This is a genomic window from Undibacterium sp. GW821-FHT11B02, from assembly GCF_058808955.1.
This window is the reverse complement of sequence record NZ_JBXASD010000001.1, coordinates 656,694-679,753: the sequence shown is the minus strand read 5'-3', so window position 1 is coordinate 679,753 and position 23,060 is coordinate 656,694. Positions and strand designations below refer to the sequence as shown.

Sequence of the window (23,060 nt, the reverse complement as noted above, 5' to 3'; positions counted from 1 at the left end):
GCGGCACGTGGTTTTTTTGAGTCGTTTTCACGCTGAATTAAATAAATCTTTAATCGTCGAAAAGCACATGCTATTATTTATCAAGTTATCGATAACATTCTGATCGGTAGCAAATCAGTAAGCAACACTCCAGGACAGTAGCGGGCAGCTACTGCCCGGGTGAATTTTTCAGCATGTGTTTTTCCTGTAATTCACTCTTTGGACCTACTAAAGGATAACCTTTCTCCAGTAGGGCGATTCCTGGTCCTTTTAACCGGTGGCACCGATGGCGCCGCCGTTTTTTTGTGCAAAATAAGACACAGAACAATTTATATTCGTCAAAGCGAAATATTTGTCGTAAAATTTGAATCGACTGTTATCGATATCAGAAAGTTTCAAATCAAGCACGATGGCTGATCAAAAAATCCCATGCATCAAGCATGAGTAAAATAAATAACGGAGACATGAAATGAATAAGCAAGCAAAAATTGCGATGCAGGTTACGTCCTTGTCGGTGGGGATGGGGCTTTTTGTCGCGCCATGTGCGTTGGCACAAGAGCAGACACAAGAAAAGGCACAATCGCAAAATTCGACCGTGGTCGTAACCGGGATACGCGCCAGCGCCCGTGGCTCGGTAGCGATCAAAAAAGATTCGACTGAAATCGTCGATTCCATCACCGCTGAAGACGTCGGCAAATTACCAGACCCTAACGTCGCAGAAACCCTGACCCGTATTCCAGGTGTGCAAGGTTACCGGTATGGTGGTGAGGGTGCCTCGCCGGTCGGCGTCGGCTCCGGCCTGACCATCCGCGGCTTGTCAGGCCAGACAGCATCACAAGTGAATGGTCGCTCCTACTTCACTGCTGGCGGTCGAGAATTCAACATCGAGGGTGCGATTCCCGCCATGATTGCCGGGGTTGATGTATACAAGAATCCCTCGGCAGAACACATTGAAGGCGGCATCGGTGGCCTGGTCAATATACGTACCCGCAATCCCAGCGACTTCAAAGGGCCGACCGTTTCGCTGGGTGTCTCGGAACGCTACAACGATATGGCCAAGGATAAGGATCCCGAGCTGTTTGGCCTGTTCGCTAACAAATGGACCTTGGAAGGTGGCCGCAAACTAGGCGTCATGGCGGCAGCTGTGTATCAAACCAGTACTGCCCGTTCGGATAACAACCCAGCAAACGGTGGTGCTAACTTCAAACGCGCCATCCGTGCCGACAGCGCAGAATACAAGGCACTGGCAACCGCCAATACCTCCAATAATCCAAACCAGCCAATGTCCGCCTATATTGGCCGCAGCGACATCAGTTATCTTGCAGGGGTACCGACGCTGCCAACATCCTCTATCGTGGGTGCCAATACACCCAACCTGGCCGGCCTGACGGCAGATCAAGTCGGCAACATCATGACGGCACCCGGCTTGACCAACAATGCCTTTCAGGAAACCATCATGCGCGTTCGCCGCGGTCTGAATCTGGCTGCCGACTATCGTCATGATAATACCTTGCGCTTCTTCACCGAATTCAACTACACCTACTACCTGTACCATCAGAATTATCGTGGTCTGAACTCGGTCGACGGTGCTAACGTACAAAATCTGACGACCACGCCGTTCGCCTTCACAGAGGGCTTGGCTAACCGCAACATCAACGGTGGCAGCAACGATGTGTTGACCAACCAACGTCTGCTGGGCGGCACCTTTCTCAACTCTACCGTCAATACTGTCGGTGGTGACGAGCATACGCCATACACCACCTGGATAGGTGCCGGCGGCGCCGACTGGAGTCCAACGCCTGAACTGTCTCTGAAAGCGGAATTCAACTATATCAAAGCCGACAAGAAACAGGACAACCGTTCCGTCAATATGGATTCCAAGCCCGGCCTGTACTGGAGTACCACACGCTTGATCGACGGCGCCCCACACCAGTTGAACTTTTCAGGGCCCAGCTTGAGCGACCCTGCGAATTTCGTCTTCCGTGATTACTCCAACGGCACCAATCAGGTATGGGACGACAGTGGACACGCCAGCGCCCTGAGCGGCAAGTACACGCTGGGCGAAGACTTCCTGCGCACGATAAAATTTGGTACCCGCTATGCGCACCAGCAAAGCCAGTACAACAACTACAGCTTCAGCGGCAGACCTTTGACCATAGACGGCCTGCCACTGAACGCGGCGCGCAGCAATGGCATTTCAGCCGATACTCTGGGTGTGACGCAACAATCACCAACCAACTTCATGAACGGCGATGCCGGTTATGCAGGTGGTTATGTGGTGTACACGCCAGACGCGCTGCTTGGCAACCAGGTAGCCAGCCAGTTCCCCAAATCGGGCATTCTGCAGGATGGCGGCTATATGGAAAACATCGGCTCACGCCGCTTCTTCAGTGAAAACACGTTGGCAGCCTATTTGATGGGTGAATTTGCCGCGTTGGACGAGCGCATCACCGGCAATATAGGCGTACGCGTGGTGCGTACTAATGGCCGGACCGTCGCCATGAATAGCCTGACCACTCCCGGCGTGTACACACAAACTGTCTCCAGTACCAACTATACCAACGCCTTGCCATCGCTGAACGTAACCGGCTTTATCACGCAGGATTTCCTGGCCCGCTTCGGCTATGCCAAGGGTCTGACCCGTGCCCCGTTAGACCAGCTGAACCCTAGTATTTCGGTCAACACCACCACTGGCACAGGTAACGTCGGCAACGCGGCCCTACGCCCGCAAATCGCCAACAGCTTCGATCTGTCACTGGAACGCTATTTCAGCAAAACCAATTATATGTCGGCCGCTATCTTTGACAAGGAAATTAATGGCTTCTTCAACGGTATCGTCGAATGCCAGACCGTGGACGGTGTGGCACCCTACAGCGGCAGCGCAAGTAACGGTTGCGGCAATGGTCAGTACCAGATCACCAAATCCGTGAACTCCGAGAAGGGTTATGCGCGTGGCGTGGAAGTGGCCGGCCAATACTTCTTCGACAGTTTTGCCGCACCGTTGAAAAATTTTGGCATCGCCGGTTCGTATACCTACGTGAAGACATCCAATCCAGTCAACTTCGGCACAGCTGCCGCGCCACGCATCGTCGATTCGATCCAACCATTCCAGTCCAAGAACAGCTACAGCATTTCCGGTATGTACGAAGACGACAAGCTGTCGGCACGTCTGGTCTACACGTGGCGTTCGGATTCGATACTATTCGGCGCATCAGCCAATCCTATCGACGCACGCGGTATTGCAGCAACTGGCATTTTGGATGGTTCGATCAACTACAACATCGACAAGAGTCTGACGCTGTCGTTCAACGCCTCCAACATTCTTGACAAGGCACTCAATCGCTTCATAGGCGAGCCGGGTGTCTATGCAACCAACATAGAACGCCAGCACTATGCCAACGGCCGCACCTTCAGCCTGGCACTGCGCTACAAGTACGGTAGTTGATATCTGGTCTATGTAGTCTGACCGGAAGAATGAGAGAGACGGAAGCCTGGCCTTTCGTCTCTTTTCACATTGTCACTCGCAACGAGGTAACTCACATATGTTGAAATCCACAACCCTGGCCGCCTTGACGGCGCTGCTGGCTGCTACCACGGCTCCCGCATTGAACGCTGCCACCCACCAAGCTCTGGCGGAATGGGAACAGCCCGAAGTGGTCGCGGTCAATCGCGAGCCGATGAAGGCCACTTTCTTCAATTTCGAAACCCGTGAACTCGCCGTGCACGGCGACATGGCCGCATCAAAATACTATCGTTCGCTGGATGGCACCTGGGCGTTTGCCTATTCGCCGACACCAGAGTCCCGGCCAATCGATTTTTATAAAACAAACTATGACGTCAGCAGTTGGAAAACCATACAAGTTCCGGGCATAATGCAGGCCCAGGGATATGGCAAACCTGTATTCACAAATATCAAATATCCCTTTCCCAGAAACGAACCTTATATTCCGCATGACATGAACGAAGTCGGTTCCTACCGGCGTGACTTCGATGTCCCGGGTGATTGGAAAGACCGTGATGTATTCCTGCACATCGGTGCTGCAGGCGCAGCCTACTATGTGTGGGTGAACGGCGAAAAAGTAGGATATTCCGAAGATTCAAAATTGCCCGCAGAATTCGAATTAAGCAAATTTGTCAAGCCAGGGAAAAACAGCGTAGCGATCGAGTTGTATCGCTGGGCCGACGGCTCGTATCTCGAGGACCAGGACTTCTGGCGCGTGTCAGGCATCGAGCGCAGTGTCTACGTATACGCCGAACCGAAATCACGCTTGCGCGACTACACAGTGACTGCAGCACTCGACAAGGCGACCTACAGCCGCGGCTTGTTTACCTTACAGGTGGAAATGGCAGGACGGCCAACCAATGGAGAGATAGCCGCCACGGTGTATGACGGTGAGAAAATCGTATTAAGCGGTAAGACGGCTATACGTGCAGGGCAGGCCGATCCAATACGTGGCGAAGTCTCACACGTGCAGCCCTGGTCGGCCGAAACGCCACGTCTGTATCGCTTGTTGATTGAATACAAGGATGCGCACGGTATCGTGCAGTCGGTGACGTCGCGCAAAATAGGGTTCAGGACGGTAGAAGTCGTCAATGGTGAGGTCAGGGTCAACGGCAAGCGCATCATGATCAAGGGAATCAATCGTCATGAACATGATCCAGTGACCTATCGGGTCGTGTCACTGGAGACCATGCGCAAAGATATGGAGTTAATGAAGCAAGCAAATATCAACGCCGTGCGTACCTCTCACTATCCCAACGATCCACGCTGGTACGATCTGGCAGACGAATATGGGATGTATGTGTGGGACGAGGCCAATATCGAATCGCACGAGTATATGCAAGCTGGTGACAATAGCGGCGACCCCGAGCTGCGCAAGGCCATACAACTGGGCTACAAGGAGCGTTGGAAAGTAGCCCATCTGGACCGTATATCACGCATGGTGCAGCGGGACAAAAATTATCCCTCCATCATCATCTGGTCTCTCGGCAACGAGGCCGGTACAGGTCCGAATTTTGAAAATGCCGCGAATTGGATCAGGGCGAACGACCCTACACGTCTGGTCAGCTATCTGGGACAGGGCACTTTGGGTGAGGTCCATTTACCTAACGATTACGTCGATATCTACGCCCCCATGTATGACAGTATCGAGAAGCTGATCGATTACGCGAACGACCCTCACTACAAGCAACCGTTGATACAGTGTGAATATGCCCACTCCATGGGTAATTCGCTGGGCAATCTGGAGGACTACTGGCAGACTATCCGCGCGCACAAGAAGCTGCAGGGCGGATTTGTCTGGGACTGGGTAGACCAAAGCATCTACGCGACCGATGAGAAAGGGCGTCGCTACTGGGCGTCCGGTTTCGATCTCAATCCTGAGCATGGTGACAACAGCGTGGTGGGTGATGGTGTCATCCGTTCTGACCGCACGCCTGACCCGGAATATTATGAACTGCAAAAGGTTTATTCCCCCGTAGTCTTTGCTGGCGATCCCGCGCACGGAAAAATCAACGTTATCAACCGCTACGATTTCAAGGACCTGTCGGCGCTGGAATTCGATTGGATCGCCACTGCAGATGGTGTTCCTGTAGCCCAGGGTAAGCTGGAAGGGGTGCATGCTGATGCGGGCACAACGCAGCAGTTGGCGCTGAAGCTGCCGAAGTTCCGGCATGCACCGCAAACCGAGCTGGTACTGACCCTGCGTGCCAAAGCGCGCAACGATAGTGTCAAAGGCGTGTCCGCCGGTAGCATTGTCGGCTGGACGCAGTTTATCCTTGAGCGCGGCGCTCCCGTAACGAGCAAGGCCCAGGCAGTGCGACCAGTACGCAAGGGCGACGAAATCACGTTGCGCTCGGGCGGTGTGGTGTTGCGTATCGATGCAGGCTCTGGACGCATCGTCTACAGTGTGAACGGGAAAACCCTGCTACAGGGCGGCACGCCAAATTTCTGGCGCGGTCTGACCGATAATGACGAAGGTACAGGAGTCGATAAAAGCCATCAGATCTGGAAAACCTTTACCGAACAACGACAAGTACGCAACATCGACGTAGACGAACGGCAGGTCAAAGTGACCTACAGTTTCGGCGCAGGAGCCGCACATTGGGAAAGCAGTTACCAGTTGATGGACGATGGCGTGGTGAAGGTGGCAGCCAAGTTCTTGCCGCTGCGCGCTGACTTGCCCGATCCGCTCAGGTTGGGATTGCGGTTCGATCACGATGCGGGGCTGGAGAAATTAAGCTGGTATGGACGCGGTCCTCAGGAATCCTATAGCGACCGGCAAACGGGTTATGCCCTGGGTTTGTATTCGGGCCTGGTGTCGGACCAATATCATAGTTATATGCGTCCACAGGAAAGCGGTAACAAGACGGATGTTCGCTGGCTCTCCCTGCGAGATCAGACGGGTGCCGGCTTGAAGGTGGTGGGTGCCGCACCACTATCAGTCAATGCACTGGCGTTCCCGTATGAGGACCTGTATTTACGGCCACGCGGCACATGGAAGAGTTCCGAGATCACACCACACGGCAACGGATCGCTGCTGGTTGATCTGGTTCAGACAGGTGTCGGCGGTGATACTGGCTGGAGCCTGGAGGGGCGGCCGCACGTCAAATACCGCATCAAGCTGCAACCGGCTTTATTCCAATTCAGCATCGAACCGATGGCGGTAAAGTAAGACAACTGGGACTACCGCCTGACAGGCGAACCATAGCGCGTGAATGAGAATAGATTCTGAAGTTCACGCGCTAGCTTATATACTTGATTGCAGTCGTAATATATTTATCCAGTGTAAGTTAAGGGTGAAGCGAATATAATACTCGCACTTCAATAATGACAGGCGCCGCCGAAATAACTGTACTTCAGCGACGAACAGACAAGGGAAAATGGTATCTGCTTCAAGGCAAACAGCGCGCAGTCCAAGCGGGGCGACAATTTATGATGTAGCGCGCGTCGCAGGCGTATCGGCAATGACGGTTTCCCGCGTCATGAATAATTCCACCGGTGTTTCGGTCGGTACACGTGAAAAGGTTACCGCAGCCATCGAGTCTCTGAATTATCAGGTCAACTTTGCCGCCAGGGCCGCACGCGTCGGCACGCAAGGGATAGGGCTACTTTACAGCAATCCCAGCGCGTCCTATTTGAGTGCTTTTCTGGTCGGCGCCATGGCACAATGCAGCCGCATCGGCTGTCAACTGATGCTGGAACACTGTAGCGACCTGCGTAGCCAACGCAGTGCTATTGCGCGACTGATTGCGAATGGTGCCGACGGCATACTGGTGCCACCACCGCTGTGCGATTCCAGGTCAGCGCTAAAGCAACTCGACCAAATTGGCATGCCGACAGTCGCCATCGCCACTGGCCGTCCAGTAGCCGGCGTGTCAGCAGTTCGTATCGATGACTATGCGGGCGCGCTTGCGATGGTGCGCCACTTGTTGTCTCAGGGGCATACCGACATCGCTTTTATTCAGGGCGATCCGCTGCATACGCCGGCGCAGTTGCGCTATAAGGCCTTCCTCGACGGAATGGCCGAGGCTGGACTGACGGTAAAGCCCGAGCGTGTTGCGCCAGGTTTGTTCACCTATCGGTCAGGGCTGGAGGCCGCGCGCAAACTGTTGAGCAGCTCGACACGTCCATCCGCGATCTTTGCCTGTAACGATGATATGGCCGCTGGTGCCGTCGCGGTCGCCCATGGCCTGCATCTGCAGGTGCCGGAAGACCTGACTGTGTGCGGTTTTGATGATACGCCTGTTGCAACAACAATCTGGCCAGAGTTGACCACGATACACCAGCCGATCGGCGACATGGCGTGCGCGGCGGTGGACCTGCTGGTTGAGTTGATCAAACGCCGCCGTGCAGGCGAACCGCCCATCGTAGAACACAAATTATTGCCATTTACTCTGATCACCCGCGAATCATCGGCCATGGCACCCGAGGGTGTCCGCAAACGCAATGTAGCGTAACGATACCACTTTGGTTCTGGTACTGTCTTCTTGCCAAATTCCGACTCCTGGTTTGCTATAATAGGTCGCAACCAGCCAGAAGCCCGGGATTCAGTCCTGTCCAGTTTATAGTGCTGGTCTTATCACAAGCACAGTTTTCAGCGGACAAGGGAAGATGGAACAAAATAAGAGTGATAGCCCCGTCAACGGTGCCACGATTTACGATGTCGCCCGTGTTGCCGGTGTGTCGGCAATGACCGTGTCCAGGGTTGTCAACGGCAGCGCACAGGTGAAAACCGTCACACGTGAAAAAGTGATGGCCGCTGTGGAATCACTCAACTACCAGGTTAATTTCGCGGCCCGTGCCGCGCGGGTGGGTGCCTTGCGTGTCGGCCTGTTGTATAGCAATCCCAGCGAATCATTCCTCAGTGCCTTCCTGGTTGGTGCGATGGACCAGTGCAGCCAGACAGGCGCGCAGCTGATACTGGAGCGTTGTGACGATCTGCGCAGCCAGCGCGCCGCTATAGGCAGACTGATCGCCAACGGTGCCGATGGCATTCTGGTACCGCCCCCCCTGTGCGATACCAAATCGGCAATGAAGCAACTCGACCAGATTGGCATGCCGACCGTGGCGGTGGCCACCGGCCAGCCAGCAGTTGGCGTATCGGCCGTGCGTATAGATGATTACGACGGCGCATTGACCATGGTACGCTACCTGATCTCTATGGGCCATACCGACATCGGTTTCATCCAGGGCGATCCCAAGCATACTCCGGCTCAACAGCGCTATCAGGCTTTCCTCGACGGGATGGCGGGGGCTGGCTTGGCCGTGTCGTCAACACGCGTGGCGGAGGGTTTGTTCACTTACCGTTCCGGACTGGCTGCAGCACGGCAATTGTTGAGTCAGGCGACTCGTCCGACAGCCATTTTTGCCAGCAATGACGACATGGCTGCAGCGGTGATCGCGGTTGCCCATGGCATGCATTTACATCTGCCAGAGGACTTGAGCGTATGTGGTTTCGACGACACACCTGTCGCCACCACGGTTTGGCCTGAACTGACGACGATCCATCAACCTATCGGCGACATGGCGCGTGCCGCAGTCGACATCCTGGTGGAACAGATACGTCGCCGCCGCCTTGGTGAACCACAGCAGGCGGTACACAAACTATTGCCGTACACACTGGTCGAACGCGAATCCACTGTCAGGCCCGCAACCCAGCTCATCGTTACCAAACGACGCAGGACAGCCGCCACATCCGGGTCATAACCAGTCCGTTTGTGATCTGTAACTACCCTGTAGTCGATGTCGCCTTGCCGCTTGCCCAAGATGCAATTATCACAGTCCGATGGTTTTCAGTTTCGCGCGCATCGCTATCATGATAATATGCTTCAACTGTTATCGATAACAGATAATCAAAGAGATTAATAACTTGGAGATGGCATGATGGATAGTATCAAGGTATGGGTGCTGTGCCTGCTGGCTTGTATGGCGTCACAGGCGGGTGCGAGGGAATCCCGGCTACAGGTGTTCCCCTTTCCGCAACCAGTGCGTTATTCGCATCATAACGACGATTTCACGGTGCGTGTACGCACCCCAGGCGGTGTATGGCAGGATCTGTATGAGTACCGGGTAAAAGTCGACCTCGATACCAGGCAGGAAGCCTCGATGGTGTATTTCAATTTTGATGGTGAAGTTGAAGTTGCAGTACAAAAAAATAACGGCAGCTTTTCCAAGGTGGCGGTTCGTCCAGACGCACGGGGTATCAAAGCACGCATCAGCAACGGCATCGCGTATTTCAAGCTGGGGCGCCCGGAAAATCTGAGCGTGGAATTCGACGAAGACAGGCTGCACAACTTGCACCTGTTTAGCCATGCGATCCGCAAGGATATGCCTGCCGTTGCGCCGGACCTCAACAGCTACCAGATCAACCAGGGCATAGCGCCGGATTTCACGCAGCCGGTGGTATTTTTCGGCCCTGGCCTCCACAGCGGCGAGTTTCGCGTGCGTTCCAACTCAACGGTGTACATTCACGGATCGGCCATGCTGAAGAACCCGCTGATCATCGACGGAGTGGAAAACGTCAAGGTGATTAGCGATGGTTTGTTCGATGGTGTCGAGAAACTGACTATCCGCAATTCCTCACACGTGCTGATCGACGGTCCCATCTTCATCAACCAGCCCGAGGGCACGATGCGCTGTATTACCTCGCAGGATGTTGAAGAACGCAGCATACGCACCATAGGTGGAGGCCAGTGGTCGGACGGACTTGGACACTTTGCGTGCGAGCGCGTGAAGATCATCGACAGTTTCATCCGCACGTCGGACGACTGTATCACGCTGTACAACCACCGCTGGGACATCTGGGGAAATACGCGTGATATCACGGTCAGTGACAGCACGCTGTGGGCCGACCTGGCACATGCCGTGATGATAGGCCTGCACGGCAATACCCCATCCGCTGAACACCCTGAGGCTGAAGTACTGGAACGCATCCGGTTCAGCAATATCGATGTCCTCGATCATGATGAGGACGAGCCGGAATATGAAGGCGTGATAGGTATCATGGCAGGCGACGACAACCTGGTGCGTGACGTGACCTTTGAGAATATCCGTGTCGAACGTATCGAAGAAGGCAAGTTGTTCAACCTGCACGTGGCCTATACACCCAAGTACAACACTAGTCCGGGGCGCGGTATTGAGAATGTCGTGCTGCGCAACATCAAGTATTCCGGTAAGGGTTCACCCAGCGCTGCCGTCATTTATGGTTACGATGCCAACCGCAAAGTGAGCAATGTGGTGCTGGACAACGTCACCGTTGGCGGCAAACGGATCAACGCCGCCGCACCCAATATTCTCGATATCGGTCCGTTTACTGAAGGTGTGGTTTTTAAGCGCCAGTCCAGATAAATACGCAGAGAGACAGCCATCGTAGTCAGGCGGTCTGCGTCTGACCGGGTTGACAGGAGGGGGCGGCACAAGACGCAATTCCCCGGCCCAGTTATTGTCACAACGTTTGCATCAGAAAATCAAGCCCCCTCAATAATGCGGTGGCCTCTCATCCACCACTGCAGTCCGCTGACTGGCCGTCACGGCCACCTCACGTATGCGGGCTGCCATTGCGGCACACAGCGCCTCCAATTCATCAATTTTCTTTTGCTGTCTGTAGACCTGGGTATTCAGGGTATCTACCAGATCGTCCTGGCGTGTCAGGCGTATTTCCAGGTCGATCAATCTTTCTTCGGTTGTCATGATGCGGCTTTCCTTCAAAGTAGGCTGACAGTATGCCATACCAGTCTGGTATTATAGTGGACTGGTATGCTCGCTGCACAAGCAAACACAGGAAGTGGTATGCACAGATAGACAACAGACCAAAAACCTGTTGACCCATTTCATCTGTGCTTGCATGCTGTCGCCATGAATACTACTACTCATTCCTTCACTTCATATTTCCTTCGCGGCCTGCTGGGCGTGCTGGTTTTGTGCACTCCAGCTCTGGCAGCGGAGGCAAAAACACCTGCGGCAAAACCAGTAGTCATCGGCTATTTTCTGCTGGAAAAAGACCAGATCAACAGCTATGCCGATGGCAAAGTGGAATTTCCCGTATCGGCCATCACGCCTGAAAAAGCGCGTATGCTCACGCACATCAATTATTCTTTCCTGAATATCAGCAAAGATGGTCAATGCGCGCTGGAAGAGGGTACGAATCCGCAAATGGCGCGCAAGGTCTTTGATGAATTGCAAGGACTGAAAAAATACAATTCCGATTTGCGCATCCTGTTTTCGATAGGTGGCTGGTCTTACACCAATGATGACAGCGCAACGGTAGGGCGTTACCGGACAGCTGCTGCCAGCAGCAATGCCAGGAAAAAACTGGCACAGTCTTGCGTCGCCTTCATGCGAGAATATGGTTTTGACGGCATAGACATAGACTGGGAATATCCACGCGCAGAAGACAGCGCCAATTTTGTGGAATTGCTCAAAGAAATCCGCCAGCAACTGACGCACGAAAAACACCCTGGCAAACCCGCGTATCAGTTGACCATTGCCGCAGCTGGCAGTACCTTCAGTATGGCGCGCACCTACCTGTATTTGCCACAGATTGCAGCCCAACTCGATTACATCAATCTCATGACCTATGACTTGAATGGCCCGTGGGAACAGCAAACCAATCACAATGCCCATCTGTATGGCAATGCTGGCGAACACCTGTTTGAAAACCCCTTGCGGGCACTGCCTTTCAAACCGGCATTGAGCAAGACCGTGCTGGAGCAGCGCTTTCCTTCCCCATTTGCACTGACGGTGGACGCCTCTGTTCAACAGTATCTGCATGCCGGCGTACCTGCCGCAAAACTGGTGCTGGGCGTACCATTTTATGGTCGTGCCTTCTTCCAGGCAGGGCCAGAGAAGCAAGGCTTGTATCAATCTCACGCCACCCCTTCCGGCGATGCGTATGTCGGCGACACTGGCTTGCTGGTCGGCTGTGATGCCTGCACCGTCCGTAAGGACCCACGCATAGCAACTTATGCCGATATCAAGAAGCTGTTGTCCGCCAATTTGGGATATAAGAGTTACTTCGATACAGAAACAAAAGTACCGTGGATATATAACGCCGAAAAGAAAATCTTCATCAGTTATGACAATGAAGAATCTTTTGCCTACAAAGTCACTTACCTGAAAAAATATGGGCTGGCCGGTGCCATGTTCTGGCACCTTGGACAAGATGATGAACAGGGCAGCCTCTTGCGCAGTTTATATATGAAGCTGAATCCTGAAGCCAGTTTGCAGGGTGGAATGAAATATATCTCTCAATAGCAGCAAGAATCCGGACGTGTCTGAAGACCGGATCGCCTTGTCCGGTCTCTCCGCGCGATCAGTATTCATTTCAACCTGGCAGCAACCCTAAACCCGACAGAGTGGTAAGCACCCGCTGCGCTGCGCCCTTCACCGCGCCCGGTGGATTTGCCACTGTTTGAAGTCGCATACCATGAACCACCCTTGACCACGTTGACACTGGTACCTGCCTCTGCACCGTTGGATGCGAGGTTAAGGGTGTTGGTCCATTCAAAAGCATTGCCAGCCATGTCATAACAACCGCACCAGCTTTTGCCACCTTCATAGGTGCCTGCCGCTGTCGTATAACCGCCATACAAATTCACCAGCGAACGAAATTGATCCGTGTTGGCAAAATCTGCCCAGCTCATATTTGAAGACGAATCATATTGCCAGCCAGTCACACCGCCAGTTGAATTCATGCTCAAGACTTTAGTCAGCAGGGCAGTATCATTTGTCAATGCGGTACTGCCGTCACTGAGTGTGGTTACCACGGTATCGTTGTAATAGCTGACGGTGGTAAATGCCGAAGAATTCAAGACAAACTGGCTGCACACGGCGTTGCAGTTGTACACCGTATTTAATACCCCGGTACTGCTGTTGTAGGTAATGCCTGCATTGGCACCCCAGGGGAAACTGTAGCTCGTGTTATTACCCAGTGCAGCGTATTCCCACTCGCCCTCGGTAGGCACATAAAAATGATAACCAGGTATCTGGGTTTCCAGCCACGCACAATAAGCCGTGGCAGCCGTAAGCGACACAAACAATACTGGATGTTGTTCCTTGCCTGCCGGATAGCTGCCACCATACCAGTATTGACCTGCTGTCTTGGCAGTAGTGGGATAGTAGCTGCTTCCTTGTGCATTGCAGAATGCCTTCCAGTTGGCATTGCTGACCAGGTATTTTCCCATCAGATAAGGGCTGAGTACGGCAATGCTGCTGGTGTCACTCATCACGCCCGTCACTGGATCTGTTGTTGAGCTGGTGGTGGATGTATGGAAGTTGTAGGCGACGGTACCGGATGCTATCACCGTGACAAAATCCGCAATGGCAGGCAGGCTTGTCGTCGTGCTGGTGCCAGCCGTACGCCAGCTCCAGGGATCAGTCGCTGTGCTCGACGTTGTCGTTGAGCCGGTAGTACTGGTACCAGAAGTTGTTGTGCCTGTCGTTGTACCAGTTGTGGTACCTGTGGTTGTGGTACTAGTCGTCGTTGAGGTAGTCGACGTGCTTGAAGTAGTGGCAGCGCTGCTGCCTGAACCACCACCGCAGGCCGTCAGCAGTTTGGCCGGCGCCAGTACTCCCAGCGTCATCCACAGTAGCCTGCGGCGCGACGCTATGACAGGAGAATTGTTTTCGTCATCTTTTGTTGTCATTGCACGAGCAAGCGGTGGGAGAATGCGCATGTTTTTCCTTCGTACGTGTTGTTAGCCAACATGAAGCCACCGCACGCCAAGGAATGCATGCAAAATAGCGGATCATAATCTGGGACTGGAACTGAAACTCTGGATGTAAATACTATCCCTTTGCAAACCCGAGTTAGCGAGATTTACCCGGTTTTACATCTGTTACGACATGCAAAAAGCAAGAGGTTGGAGGGCCAGGTATTCGCAAAGAAAAAGAACTGCACGGCAACGTCACATGCATAGCACCGTCAACGGCAGTGCAGGCTTTAACTGTTGAGACGAATGTAGCGATAAACGCGTCAAATTCAACTTAAACTGCGGGCAAAGGCGGACTAACTGGCGCCTTGACCTCGCGCAAAACAAACGATGTGTAAACTTCCTTCACGCTCGGTAAGCCATTGATATGCTTTTCAGCAAATGCCCCGAACGCGGCAAGATCTTCAGCAACGACCAATAATTGATGGTCGTACCGACCAGATATGCGATGGCATGCGAGCACCTGGGGTATTGCCAAAACAGCCCGTTCAAACGCTTGCAGGCGTTCCGTATCTTTTTTATCCAGGGAGATATGAACAAATGCCGTTACTTGATAACCGAGTTTTTCCGAATCCAGTCTGGCGTGATATCCGCGAATCACCCCCTCATCCTCCAGTCGCTTCACTCTGCGCCAGCATGGCGAAGGAGTCAGTGACACGCGCTCCGCCAGATCCGCACTGGAAAGCCGTGCATCTTCCTGCAGAGCCTCAAGGATGTTCCTGTCGACGCGATCCAATTTCATTTTTGAATTATTCATTTCATATTTCTCAATTTAACGAAATATTTATTGCGAAAATATATAAATATTAGCAATGAATATAGCAAATAATTTCTACTCAGGCTAGTTATGATATATGTATTGGCTGGTTGAGCCAAACAACAATGGAGCAATGGCATGCGACAAAATTGGATTAAACAAAGCCTCCTCGCCCACAAAGCATCCGCAGGTTGCTGGCTGGCGCTGGCCAGCCCTGCGGTAGCCGAGGCGCTTTCCCACTGTGGTTTTGACTGGCTGCTGATTGATGCCGAACATGCGCCAAATGACATCAGCGACATCACGGCGCAGCTTCGTGCGATTGATGCAGCGCGGGCCAATGGGGCAAACGTTGATGTCGCTGTACGGGTGTCCGCCAATGATCCTGTTCTGGTCAAACGCGCCATGGATTGTGGAGCACAAACCATCTTTTTCCCGACCATCGAAACCGTGGAAGAGGCAGCGGCAGCCATAGCCTCGACACGATTTCCCTACAAAGAAAACGGTGGCCTGCGTGGAATTGCGGGAATGGTCAGGGCGGGCCGATACGGACTTGATCCGGAATACACAAACAACGCGAACCAGGATGCATGTGCCGTTCTACAGATTGAAACGGCCAAAGGTCTTCACAATGTAGAAGGCATCGCTGCACTGGATGGGGCAGATTGTCTGTTTATCGGCCCTGCTGATCTGTCTGCCAGTCTTGGCCATCTCGGACAAGCAAATCATCCACAGGTTCTGGAGGCAATTGAACATATCCTGGCCGTATGCAAGCAGGCAGGTAAAGCCGCAGGCATTTTCGCAACAAGTGCAGCAGAAGCCGCACAATACCGGGATCGCGGTTTCTCGTTAATCTCCTTGCATTCTGATGTTGTCTGGTTAACCCGGGGGGCCAGAAATGCGCTGGCTGACTACGCAGGTACCGCACCATGAGCGATGACACTACATACACTGACGACACCTCTATGGATGCTTATGCACGCGCCGCCATACGCAGTTTGCGCGCATCAAAAATTCGCGAAGTGGCCAATGCCGGGATGGGCAACAGCAATGTGCTTGCATTTTGGTTTGGTGAACCTGATGAACCGACGCAAGAAGATGTCAGGTCCATCGCGATTGACAGTCTTCGCGCAGGAGATACTTTTTACGTTCAAACCCTGGGCTTGCCCAACCTGCGGGAAACAATTGCCAACTATGTGAGCAGTTTTCACACGCAACGCACGGTCGACAATATTGCCGTCACCAGTTCGGGGATGTCTGCCCTGATGCTGGCGGTACAGGCGCTGGTTGGTCATGGAGACCGGGTAGTGGCGGTAACGCCGTTGTGGCCAAACCTGGTAGAAATCCCGAAAATCCTGGGTGCTCAAGTCACCACAGTCAGCCTTGAATTTGACAAGCGTGGCTGGCACCTCGATCTGGATAAACTCCTCGACGCGCTCACCCCTGACACCAAGGTGTTGATGATCAATTCGCCAAACAACCCTACGGGTTGGACGATCCCCGCCAGCGACCAGCAAGCCGTGCTTGCCCATTGCCGCAAACACGGCATCTGGATCATTGCCGATGATGTCTATGAACGCTACTACTTTGACGGTACCTGTGCACCATCGTTTATGGACATGGCAGATCCACGGGAAAGGATAGTCAGTTGCAATTCATTCTCAAAAACATGGCTCATGACAGGTTGGCGAGTTGGCTGGATTGTTGCCCCCGCCACCTTGCTCCCCGACATAGGAAACCTGATCGAGTACAACACATCGTGTACACCGGCGTTCGTGCAACATGCTGCAGAATATGCCATGACAAATGGAGAACAATCCGTGAAACGTACTGTAGACAGATTGAGAAATGCGCGTGATCACCTGGCGTCCGGACTTTCTCGCATACCAAGGGTACAAAATGCCCCGGTATCCGCAGGGGCCATGTATTCATTCTTCAAAATCGATGGCGTTGACGACAGCCTTGAATTTTGCAAAAGGCTGGTGAGCGAAGCCGGACTGGGATTGGCCCCGGGTATCGCTTTTGGCCCTGAAGGAGAGGGTTATTTAAGATGGTGCTTTGCCAGCAGCCACGAGCGATTGGATGAGGGTATAAAACGTCTTTCCAATTTTCTCAGCTACGCAGTGTGACCTGGGGCCGGTAGTACTGTCTGAATCCCCCTCAGCGTGGCGGATGTAGCGTGGCTGATGTAAAGGCTAAGCAAAACTTATGTTGGGGCCTGTGCCTGCCAGTTATCGGTGCAGGCTACCCCGGCACACACCTATGGCAGGGAACTATCCACCTCTTTCAGAAATTTATCCACCGCTGCCGTATAGGTATTCTCCAGCCCCAGGTTTTTATTGATGTCTGCATGGCTCAGACTTTGTGGCAGCGTCTGGGCCAGCATGCCCAGGGATTTCGCTTTGCTGATAAAGGCTTCAGCCTGCAAACAAGGCTTGTCGGGTCTTTTTGACGAACAAACGGCCAGGAAAGGGGCTGAAGCCTGCTGCAACAACAGGCTTGGTGAAACTGTTTGCCAATAGGCGGGATCGCTGCCGAAGGCATCGTCATAAAAACGGTAATGCTTTTGTTCCATGATCTTGTTGATGTTATAGGCAGCACTATCGAGAGAAATCGTCGCCATCCAGGGACTGACACCCGCTTTGCTGGTAATGGCAGGGTTACTTGCCAGCACCGATACCAGATGCGCCCCGGCAGAATGCCCCATGAGAATGAATTTGCGACTGCTGCCACCCCATTCTGCAGCCCGTCCCTGCGCCGTAGCAAGAGCACGGGCAACATCATCAGCCTGCTCCAGTGGTTTAGTATCTGGCAGCATGCGGTAATTGATGGAGATAAATACATAACCCTTGGGTAACCAGTGAGCCGCCTTGTTTTCAACCACGCCGCGTGCGGTCTTGTTGCCTATCCTCCAGGCACCACCATGTACCATCAGTATGACTGGCATATCGGTGCGGGTGACTGCAGTAGCAGGCAGGTAGACATCCATGGTTTGTCGCTTGTCACTGCCATAGGCCATATCGCGCAGGACACGGGTACCTGCTGGTAATCCATCAGCACTGATGTTTGTTGTTTCTACGTCACTCATTTCCCTCTGGTTGCCTTCTGATCCGGTTTGCCCGTTTTTCTGCTCTTGTCTCTCGAGCCGCCGCTCCATGATTTTGTCACGCAAGGTTGCTGCCGCAACAGACACAGGCAAAACACTCATACCCAGGCTGATGCAAACAGGCAGCAAAAACAGTATGTCAGAGCGGCGAAGGGAAAATTTGACAGACAGGGCCATTTTTTGAACTCCTTGAACATTTAAGCTGACATGGACGGATAGAAAAGCTTAATCTTATGAAATCCAGACCGATTTGTCCCGGCCAGTTATGCAACAAAATGTTTACACTAGAACTCATTTCATAAATAGGGGTGAGATGCGTTTGCCTCATAAAGTGGGCTGGCAAGGGTAAAGCAGGGGGTTCGTGCAGCATGCTGCACGCCTGCGTACGATGTGCGCTTACCAGCGCACATGCGCCCGGCAAGGGGACAAGGCAGTCAATAACGGGTCTATTGACAACGAGTCGAATTGTTCACACCTTGCAGTCCAGCACGCGTTATGAGGCAAACCCTCCGGGAGCTGGCTCGTACTCATCCCTATTTATGAAATGAGTTCTATATACATCAATGTTTTCCTTGGGAAACATGTAAGATATGCATGATGAGACAGGCATCATGAGACAGGAGACCTCCAGACATGCTGAAGCTGTGCCGCGCAGATCAAAAAATTCGCCATGTTGTTCTACACAGCAAGAGGGGAGTGCTGTGCTAGGTCTGTCCATGGTGAAACGCCTGTTTGGACTGGCTGGCAGTTCCGCCAGGGGATCTGATCATTTTGCCGGACAGCAAGATGGACAGCGTGTGACAAGCATGGCCACCAACAGTGCTGATAAGATAGAGGAAACCCTGGATGATCTGGGCTGGAAACCGGCCTTTGATGTCGATTCCCTTTTTTTTCCCTGGTTGCTGGGAGAATACGGTAGTCAATTGGGTCACGACCTTGAAAAACCCTTGCTGATGGCATTGGAGAGAGTCAGCCGGTCCGAATTTGCCGGTTCCAGTCTGATCCCCCGTGTGCCCAGCGTCTTGCCGCAATTGCTGAAAAGCCTGCGCGATGAAAATGTATCCGGCGAAGAACTGGCCAGACATATTTCCAAGGATGTGTCACTGGTCGCCGAACTGATCACCGAAGTCAACAGTTCCTATTACAGCCCCACAGACAAAATCAGCAGCCTGGACAATGCGATACGCTTGCTTGGCATCAATGGCTTGCGCATGCTGGTGGCGCGCTCGGCCTTTCGCCCCTTGATACAACTGCAGTCTGGTCATTTGACCAAACACGTAGCACCTGCCATCTGGCAACAATCGGAGTACTGCGCCCTCGCCTGCCGTCTGCTGGCACAGGACAGAGGGCTGGATACCTTTAATGCCTATCTCGCCGGGCTATTGCAAAATGTAGGTTTGATCACCGCCTTCCGCACCATGGATCAAAGCATGCATCAACAACGCATACCGCTCTCCACAGAATTCAGACTGCGTTTTTTGTATATGGCACAGTTATTATCTTTCCGCATTGCGCAGCAATGGAATTTCCCGGATGCCGTCATGAGCGCCCTGCACGCCCAGACCAATCCCGACAATCCGGCACAAGATCTGGGTCTGGTGGTAAGGCAAGCGAACGAACTCAGCAAAATTCGCTTGCTGTTTGATAATGGTCTCATCAACCAGCCAGACAAAGAATTGCAATGGGCATCCGCCGGCAAGATAAAAAGCTGTTTTGCCGCGCTAAAATTGCAGCAGCGAGATGGAACTGCCTGACAGGGCCGCAGAGTTTCGCAAACCCATTTCCAAAACAAAAATCTCAGTCAACAAAAGGCAAAGAACTTTGTTTTAAAAACGGGCCACTACATTAAAAAACAGCGAAAAACAGCGCAGGTCCGGTTCAGCTCATCTGCATCATGCAGCACATCTTTCACGTTTGGGAAACGCATGCGTTTCAACCGTGAACATGGTGATGAGTTGGCGTTTTTTCAGCCAGTTGTGAACGTTCAAACTGGTCTTCCCTGTCCATTGCCATCTTCTGTTCTACCGTCAGTTTTTTGGCGCTGATCAGTACGATCTGGGTAGTGTCTTGCGCTGTGTCAAAAGCGATTTTCTGTGCTTCACTCATGCGTTTTGCAACGACGGTAACGCTTTGCATGGCAGTACTGTCTTGTACTTGTCCCTGACTGAATGCGGAGCCAATTGCCAGTACGCCTGCGACCAGTGCTGTAGATAAAATCAAGCCGCTTTTCATTGTGTTGGTGATGGTGTTTTTCATTTCATTTTCCTCTTCAGTGGTTGGTTGATGTGTGTACTGTAGAGCTTGCCTTGTCAATCTGCGAGGCCCATGCGACGAAATGCAGAAATCGGAGATTGAAGTGCATAAAAGGCATTCCAGAGTATTTTTCAACACGCAAAAAATCAGGGGAAACTCGCCCGTATCTGAACAGCAAAGGACAAATAACGGCGACGACATCAGGAACCGGTTCGCATGCAGAAAGTGCTTTAACCGGGTGTGACCCAGCCGGCCATCATTTGTATCAGGACAAGACTGAACCAAGCATTGATCATCACATTCAGAAATATGAAATCCACATGACATTCACATAGCATATAACAGACATCCAAACATGTGATTGGATTAGCAAGTATTGATCTTTTATGATGACACTGTATTCACAAAAAAAGGAAATATATATGTTAACCATCATTGTCTTTGCCCAATTAATCGCTACCATCGTCATGCTGACAGCGGCCCTGACAGACTGATCTCTGCTGAACTTAAACGGTCTTCGGCGGTACATGTTCTATTTGTTTTAAACCTGATCGCAGATATCTGCATCGATAGCCCGTCAGGCTAACCACACATGCTGCCTCCACAGGCTAGCTGCTGAGGTGACCTGAGGCACGGGCTGTACTACAGCGTACAATAGCGCTTTTAGTTGCTGCGCCTTCTGTACCATGACCATCCTGCTCACCACCCTGAATGCCCGCTACGCCCACGCGTCACTGGGCTTGCGCTATCTGCTCGCCAACATGGGGGACTTGCAGCCCGCCACACAGATCCAGGAATTTGTGATCGGTGCACGCAGCACGGATGTCGTCGAAAAAATCCTGGCGCATCGCCAGCCCGGTCAAAAATTCATCGTCGGTTTTGGTGTGTATATCTGGAACGTGGTCGAGACCACCCAGATCGTCGCCGTCCTGAAACGCGTCGCCCCAGATGTAGTGATCGTGCTGGGCGGACCTGAAGTGTCGTATGAAACCACTGAACAGGAAATCGTCAGGCTGGCAGATTATGTCATCACCGGATGGGGTGATGTCAGCTTCCCTTCACTGTGTCAGCAAATCCTGGCTGGCCCCAAGCCGCTGATGAAAGTGCATGCCGGCCTGCAACCACCCATGGCCGACATACAACTGCCTTACAGTCTGTACAGTGATCAGGATATTCGCCATCGCACCCTGTACGTCGAAGCATCACGCGGTTGCCCCTTCAAATGTGAATTCTGTCTGTCAGCGCTGGACAAAACCGCCTGGCCGTTTGATATAGACCAATTTCTGCAAGAAATGGAAGGTCTGTATCAGCGCGGCGCACGCCTGTTCAAATTTGTTGACCGCACCTTCAACCTGAATATCAAGACCAGCCTGAAGATCATGCAATTCTTCCTCGACAAACTGGAAGCAGCACCGCATGACCCGGTATTTGCCCACTTTGAAGTGGTACCTGACCATTTACCGGATGCATTGAAGGAAGGCATACAGAAATTCCCCGAAGGTAGTCTGCAATTCGAGATAGGCATACAAAGTTTCAACCCTGAAGTGCAAGCCCTGATCAGCCGCAAGCAGAATAATGAAAAAGCCGCCGAAAACATACGCTGGTTGTGCCAGCATTCGCATGCACATTTGCATGTGGACCTGATTGCCGGTCTGCCTGGCGAAAGCATGGAAAGCTTTGCCCAGGGCTTTAACCGGCTGGTGGCCCTGGAACCACACGAAATACAATTCGGTATCCTGAAACGTTTGCGTGGCACACCTATCATCCGCCACACCGAAGCTTTTGAACTGGCCTTTGATCCGCAGCCGCCGTACACCATCCTGGCGAATAAAAACATTCCCTTTGCCGACATGCAAAGACTGGTGCGCTTTGCCCGCTACTGGGACATGATCGCCAATTCGGGCCGGTTTTCCCATACCCTGCCACAAATACTGGCAGACGCCCCATTTGAACATTTCATGGCCCTGTCAGACTGGCTGTATGCCAACACCGACGCCACCCATCGCATCGCGCTCGACCGTCTGGCGGCGCTGGTCAGCAAATGGTTGCAAGAGGTACGCGGCATCGATGCGGAAGTCGTGCAGGCAGCTGTTTCCAGTGACTATGCAGGGCAGGCCATGCACAAGCAGGGCGGCAACAAAACCGATGTATCGACACCAGCTAAACAGCTTAAAAAAGAAGTTGCAAGCGCCTTACCGCAACGACAGGCACGCCATCTGGCCGCATAGGATCTGACAGGCTGTCTGTTACCCAGCTGTAATGGACTGTGCCGTATGTTCTGGCAGTAAGTTTAAACAGATTCTGTTTCTGCATCAGCTCGCCATACAAGGAAAGCTGCACTCAATACTTGGGCTCAGAGCGGTAATATCGTTGAAAACCGCTTGATGATTTCGACATCCACCTATGCCTTGCTTCACTCGTCAAAGGCAATACCCTTCAGGCAAATTTTTCCAGCAGTGAAGCCAGGCGACGGGTACTGGCGATGGCCTCTTCGGTGGTTTCGGCTTTTTCTGCATGCGTGACCACGGCACTGGTGAGGAAGGTCACAAATGAACGGTCCAGCGCCTTGCGTGCAGCCGACATTTGCTGGGCCACCGCTTCGCAATCCTCTGGCACTGCTGCCTTGGCAATCAGTTTTTGCACGCCCCGCAACTGGCCTTCAACACGTGCCAGACGATGCAACAAATCTTTCTTTTGCTGATCATTCAAGGCCGTACCCTGAACTATTTTCAGTGGGGGCGTATCTGCCACGATCAT

Annotated in this window: 16 protein-coding genes; 10 read left to right on the top strand and 6 right to left on the bottom strand. The window is 52.7% G+C overall.

The genetic code is table 11. From position 1 onward, the window contains the following. Positions 1-448 precede the first annotated feature (448 nt). From AC1RVX_RS02915 to AC1RVX_RS02895, 5 genes are all read left to right on the top strand, one after another. A complete protein-coding gene (locus tag AC1RVX_RS02915; RefSeq protein ID WP_493215067.1) occupies positions 449-3,424 on the top strand; it encodes a TonB-dependent receptor in 2,976 nt (991 codons plus the stop codon). 97 nt (positions 3,425-3,521) lie between these two features. Continuing rightward, positions 3,522-6,653, top strand: a complete 3,132-nt coding sequence (locus tag AC1RVX_RS02910) for a glycoside hydrolase family 2 TIM barrel-domain containing protein (protein WP_493215066.1) — start codon at positions 3,522-3,524, stop codon at positions 6,651-6,653. 292 nt (positions 6,654-6,945) lie between these two features. Then, positions 6,946-7,938 (top strand): LacI family DNA-binding transcriptional regulator, encoded by a 993-nt coding sequence (locus AC1RVX_RS02905; protein WP_493215065.1) that lies wholly within the window; start codon positions 6,946-6,948, stop codon positions 7,936-7,938. 154 nt (positions 7,939-8,092) lie between these two features. Next, entirely contained in the window at positions 8,093-9,187 is a 1,095-nt protein-coding gene (locus AC1RVX_RS02900; protein ID WP_493215064.1) for a LacI family DNA-binding transcriptional regulator, read from the top strand. A 174-nt stretch (positions 9,188-9,361) separates the two neighbouring features. Continuing rightward, positions 9,362-10,828, top strand: a complete 1,467-nt coding sequence (locus AC1RVX_RS02895; protein ID WP_493215063.1) for a glycoside hydrolase family protein — start codon at positions 9,362-9,364, stop codon at positions 10,826-10,828. Positions 10,829-10,957: 129 nt separating this feature from the next. On the opposite strand, the gene AC1RVX_RS02890 is transcribed toward AC1RVX_RS02895, so the two are convergent. Beyond that, positions 10,958-11,170: a SlyX family protein gene (locus AC1RVX_RS02890; protein ID WP_493215062.1), complete on the bottom strand. Its 213-nt coding sequence runs from the start codon at positions 11,168-11,170 to the stop codon at positions 10,958-10,960. A gap of 165 nt (positions 11,171-11,335) precedes the next feature. On the opposite strand from AC1RVX_RS02890, the gene AC1RVX_RS02885 reads away from it, so the two are divergent. Beyond that, positions 11,336-12,733 (top strand): glycoside hydrolase family 18 protein, encoded by a 1,398-nt coding sequence (locus AC1RVX_RS02885; protein ID WP_493215061.1) that lies wholly within the window; start codon positions 11,336-11,338, stop codon positions 12,731-12,733. 65 nt (positions 12,734-12,798) lie between these two features. Here AC1RVX_RS02885 and AC1RVX_RS02880 read toward each other — a convergent pair whose 3' ends face one another. Together AC1RVX_RS02880 and AC1RVX_RS02875 are read right to left on the bottom strand one after the other, a co-directional pair. Beyond that, complete coding sequence (locus tag AC1RVX_RS02880) at positions 12,799-14,154, bottom strand: formylglycine-generating enzyme family protein (RefSeq protein WP_493215060.1); 1,356 nt, start codon at positions 14,152-14,154, stop codon at positions 12,799-12,801. A gap of 310 nt (positions 14,155-14,464) precedes the next feature. Continuing rightward, positions 14,465-14,947 (bottom strand): Lrp/AsnC family transcriptional regulator, encoded by a 483-nt coding sequence (locus AC1RVX_RS02875; RefSeq protein ID WP_493215059.1) that lies wholly within the window; start codon positions 14,945-14,947, stop codon positions 14,465-14,467. A 138-nt stretch (positions 14,948-15,085) separates the two neighbouring features. Between AC1RVX_RS02875 and AC1RVX_RS02870 the strand changes: the two genes are divergently transcribed. Together AC1RVX_RS02870 and AC1RVX_RS02865 are read left to right on the top strand one after the other, a co-directional pair. Beyond that, the gene (locus tag AC1RVX_RS02870; protein ID WP_493215058.1) at positions 15,086-15,877 is read left to right on the top strand and encodes an HpcH/HpaI aldolase family protein; all 792 of its coding nucleotides are present in this window, start codon (positions 15,086-15,088) and stop codon (positions 15,875-15,877) included. Continuing rightward, complete coding sequence (locus AC1RVX_RS02865) at positions 15,874-17,073, top strand: pyridoxal phosphate-dependent aminotransferase (protein WP_493215057.1); 1,200 nt, start codon at positions 15,874-15,876, stop codon at positions 17,071-17,073. The genes AC1RVX_RS02870 and AC1RVX_RS02865 overlap by 4 nt, the downstream gene beginning before the upstream one ends. 131 nt (positions 17,074-17,204) lie before the next feature. Here AC1RVX_RS02865 and AC1RVX_RS02860 read toward each other — a convergent pair whose 3' ends face one another. Then, positions 17,205-18,227 (bottom strand): alpha/beta hydrolase fold domain-containing protein, encoded by a 1,023-nt coding sequence (locus AC1RVX_RS02860; RefSeq protein ID WP_493215056.1) that lies wholly within the window; start codon positions 18,225-18,227, stop codon positions 17,205-17,207. Between the two features lie 434 nt (positions 18,228-18,661). Here AC1RVX_RS02860 and AC1RVX_RS02855 point away from each other — a divergent pair, with 434 nt between their 5' ends. Further along, complete coding sequence (locus AC1RVX_RS02855) at positions 18,662-19,804, top strand: HDOD domain-containing protein (RefSeq protein ID WP_493215055.1); 1,143 nt, start codon at positions 18,662-18,664, stop codon at positions 19,802-19,804. Positions 19,805-19,982: 178 nt separating this feature from the next. Here AC1RVX_RS02855 and AC1RVX_RS02850 read toward each other — a convergent pair whose 3' ends face one another. After that, the gene (locus tag AC1RVX_RS02850; RefSeq protein ID WP_493215054.1) at positions 19,983-20,306 is read right to left on the bottom strand and encodes a hypothetical protein; all 324 of its coding nucleotides are present in this window, start codon (positions 20,304-20,306) and stop codon (positions 19,983-19,985) included. A gap of 683 nt (positions 20,307-20,989) precedes the next feature. Here AC1RVX_RS02850 and AC1RVX_RS02845 point away from each other — a divergent pair. Beyond that, on the top strand, positions 20,990-22,531 hold the full coding sequence (locus AC1RVX_RS02845) for a B12-binding domain-containing radical SAM protein (RefSeq protein ID WP_493215053.1): 1,542 nt from the start codon (positions 20,990-20,992) through the stop codon (positions 22,529-22,531). Between the two features lie 208 nt (positions 22,532-22,739). Here AC1RVX_RS02845 and AC1RVX_RS02840 read toward each other — a convergent pair whose 3' ends face one another. Next, positions 22,740-23,060, bottom strand: a complete 321-nt coding sequence (locus tag AC1RVX_RS02840) for a metal-sensing transcriptional repressor (RefSeq protein WP_493215052.1) — start codon at positions 23,058-23,060, stop codon at positions 22,740-22,742.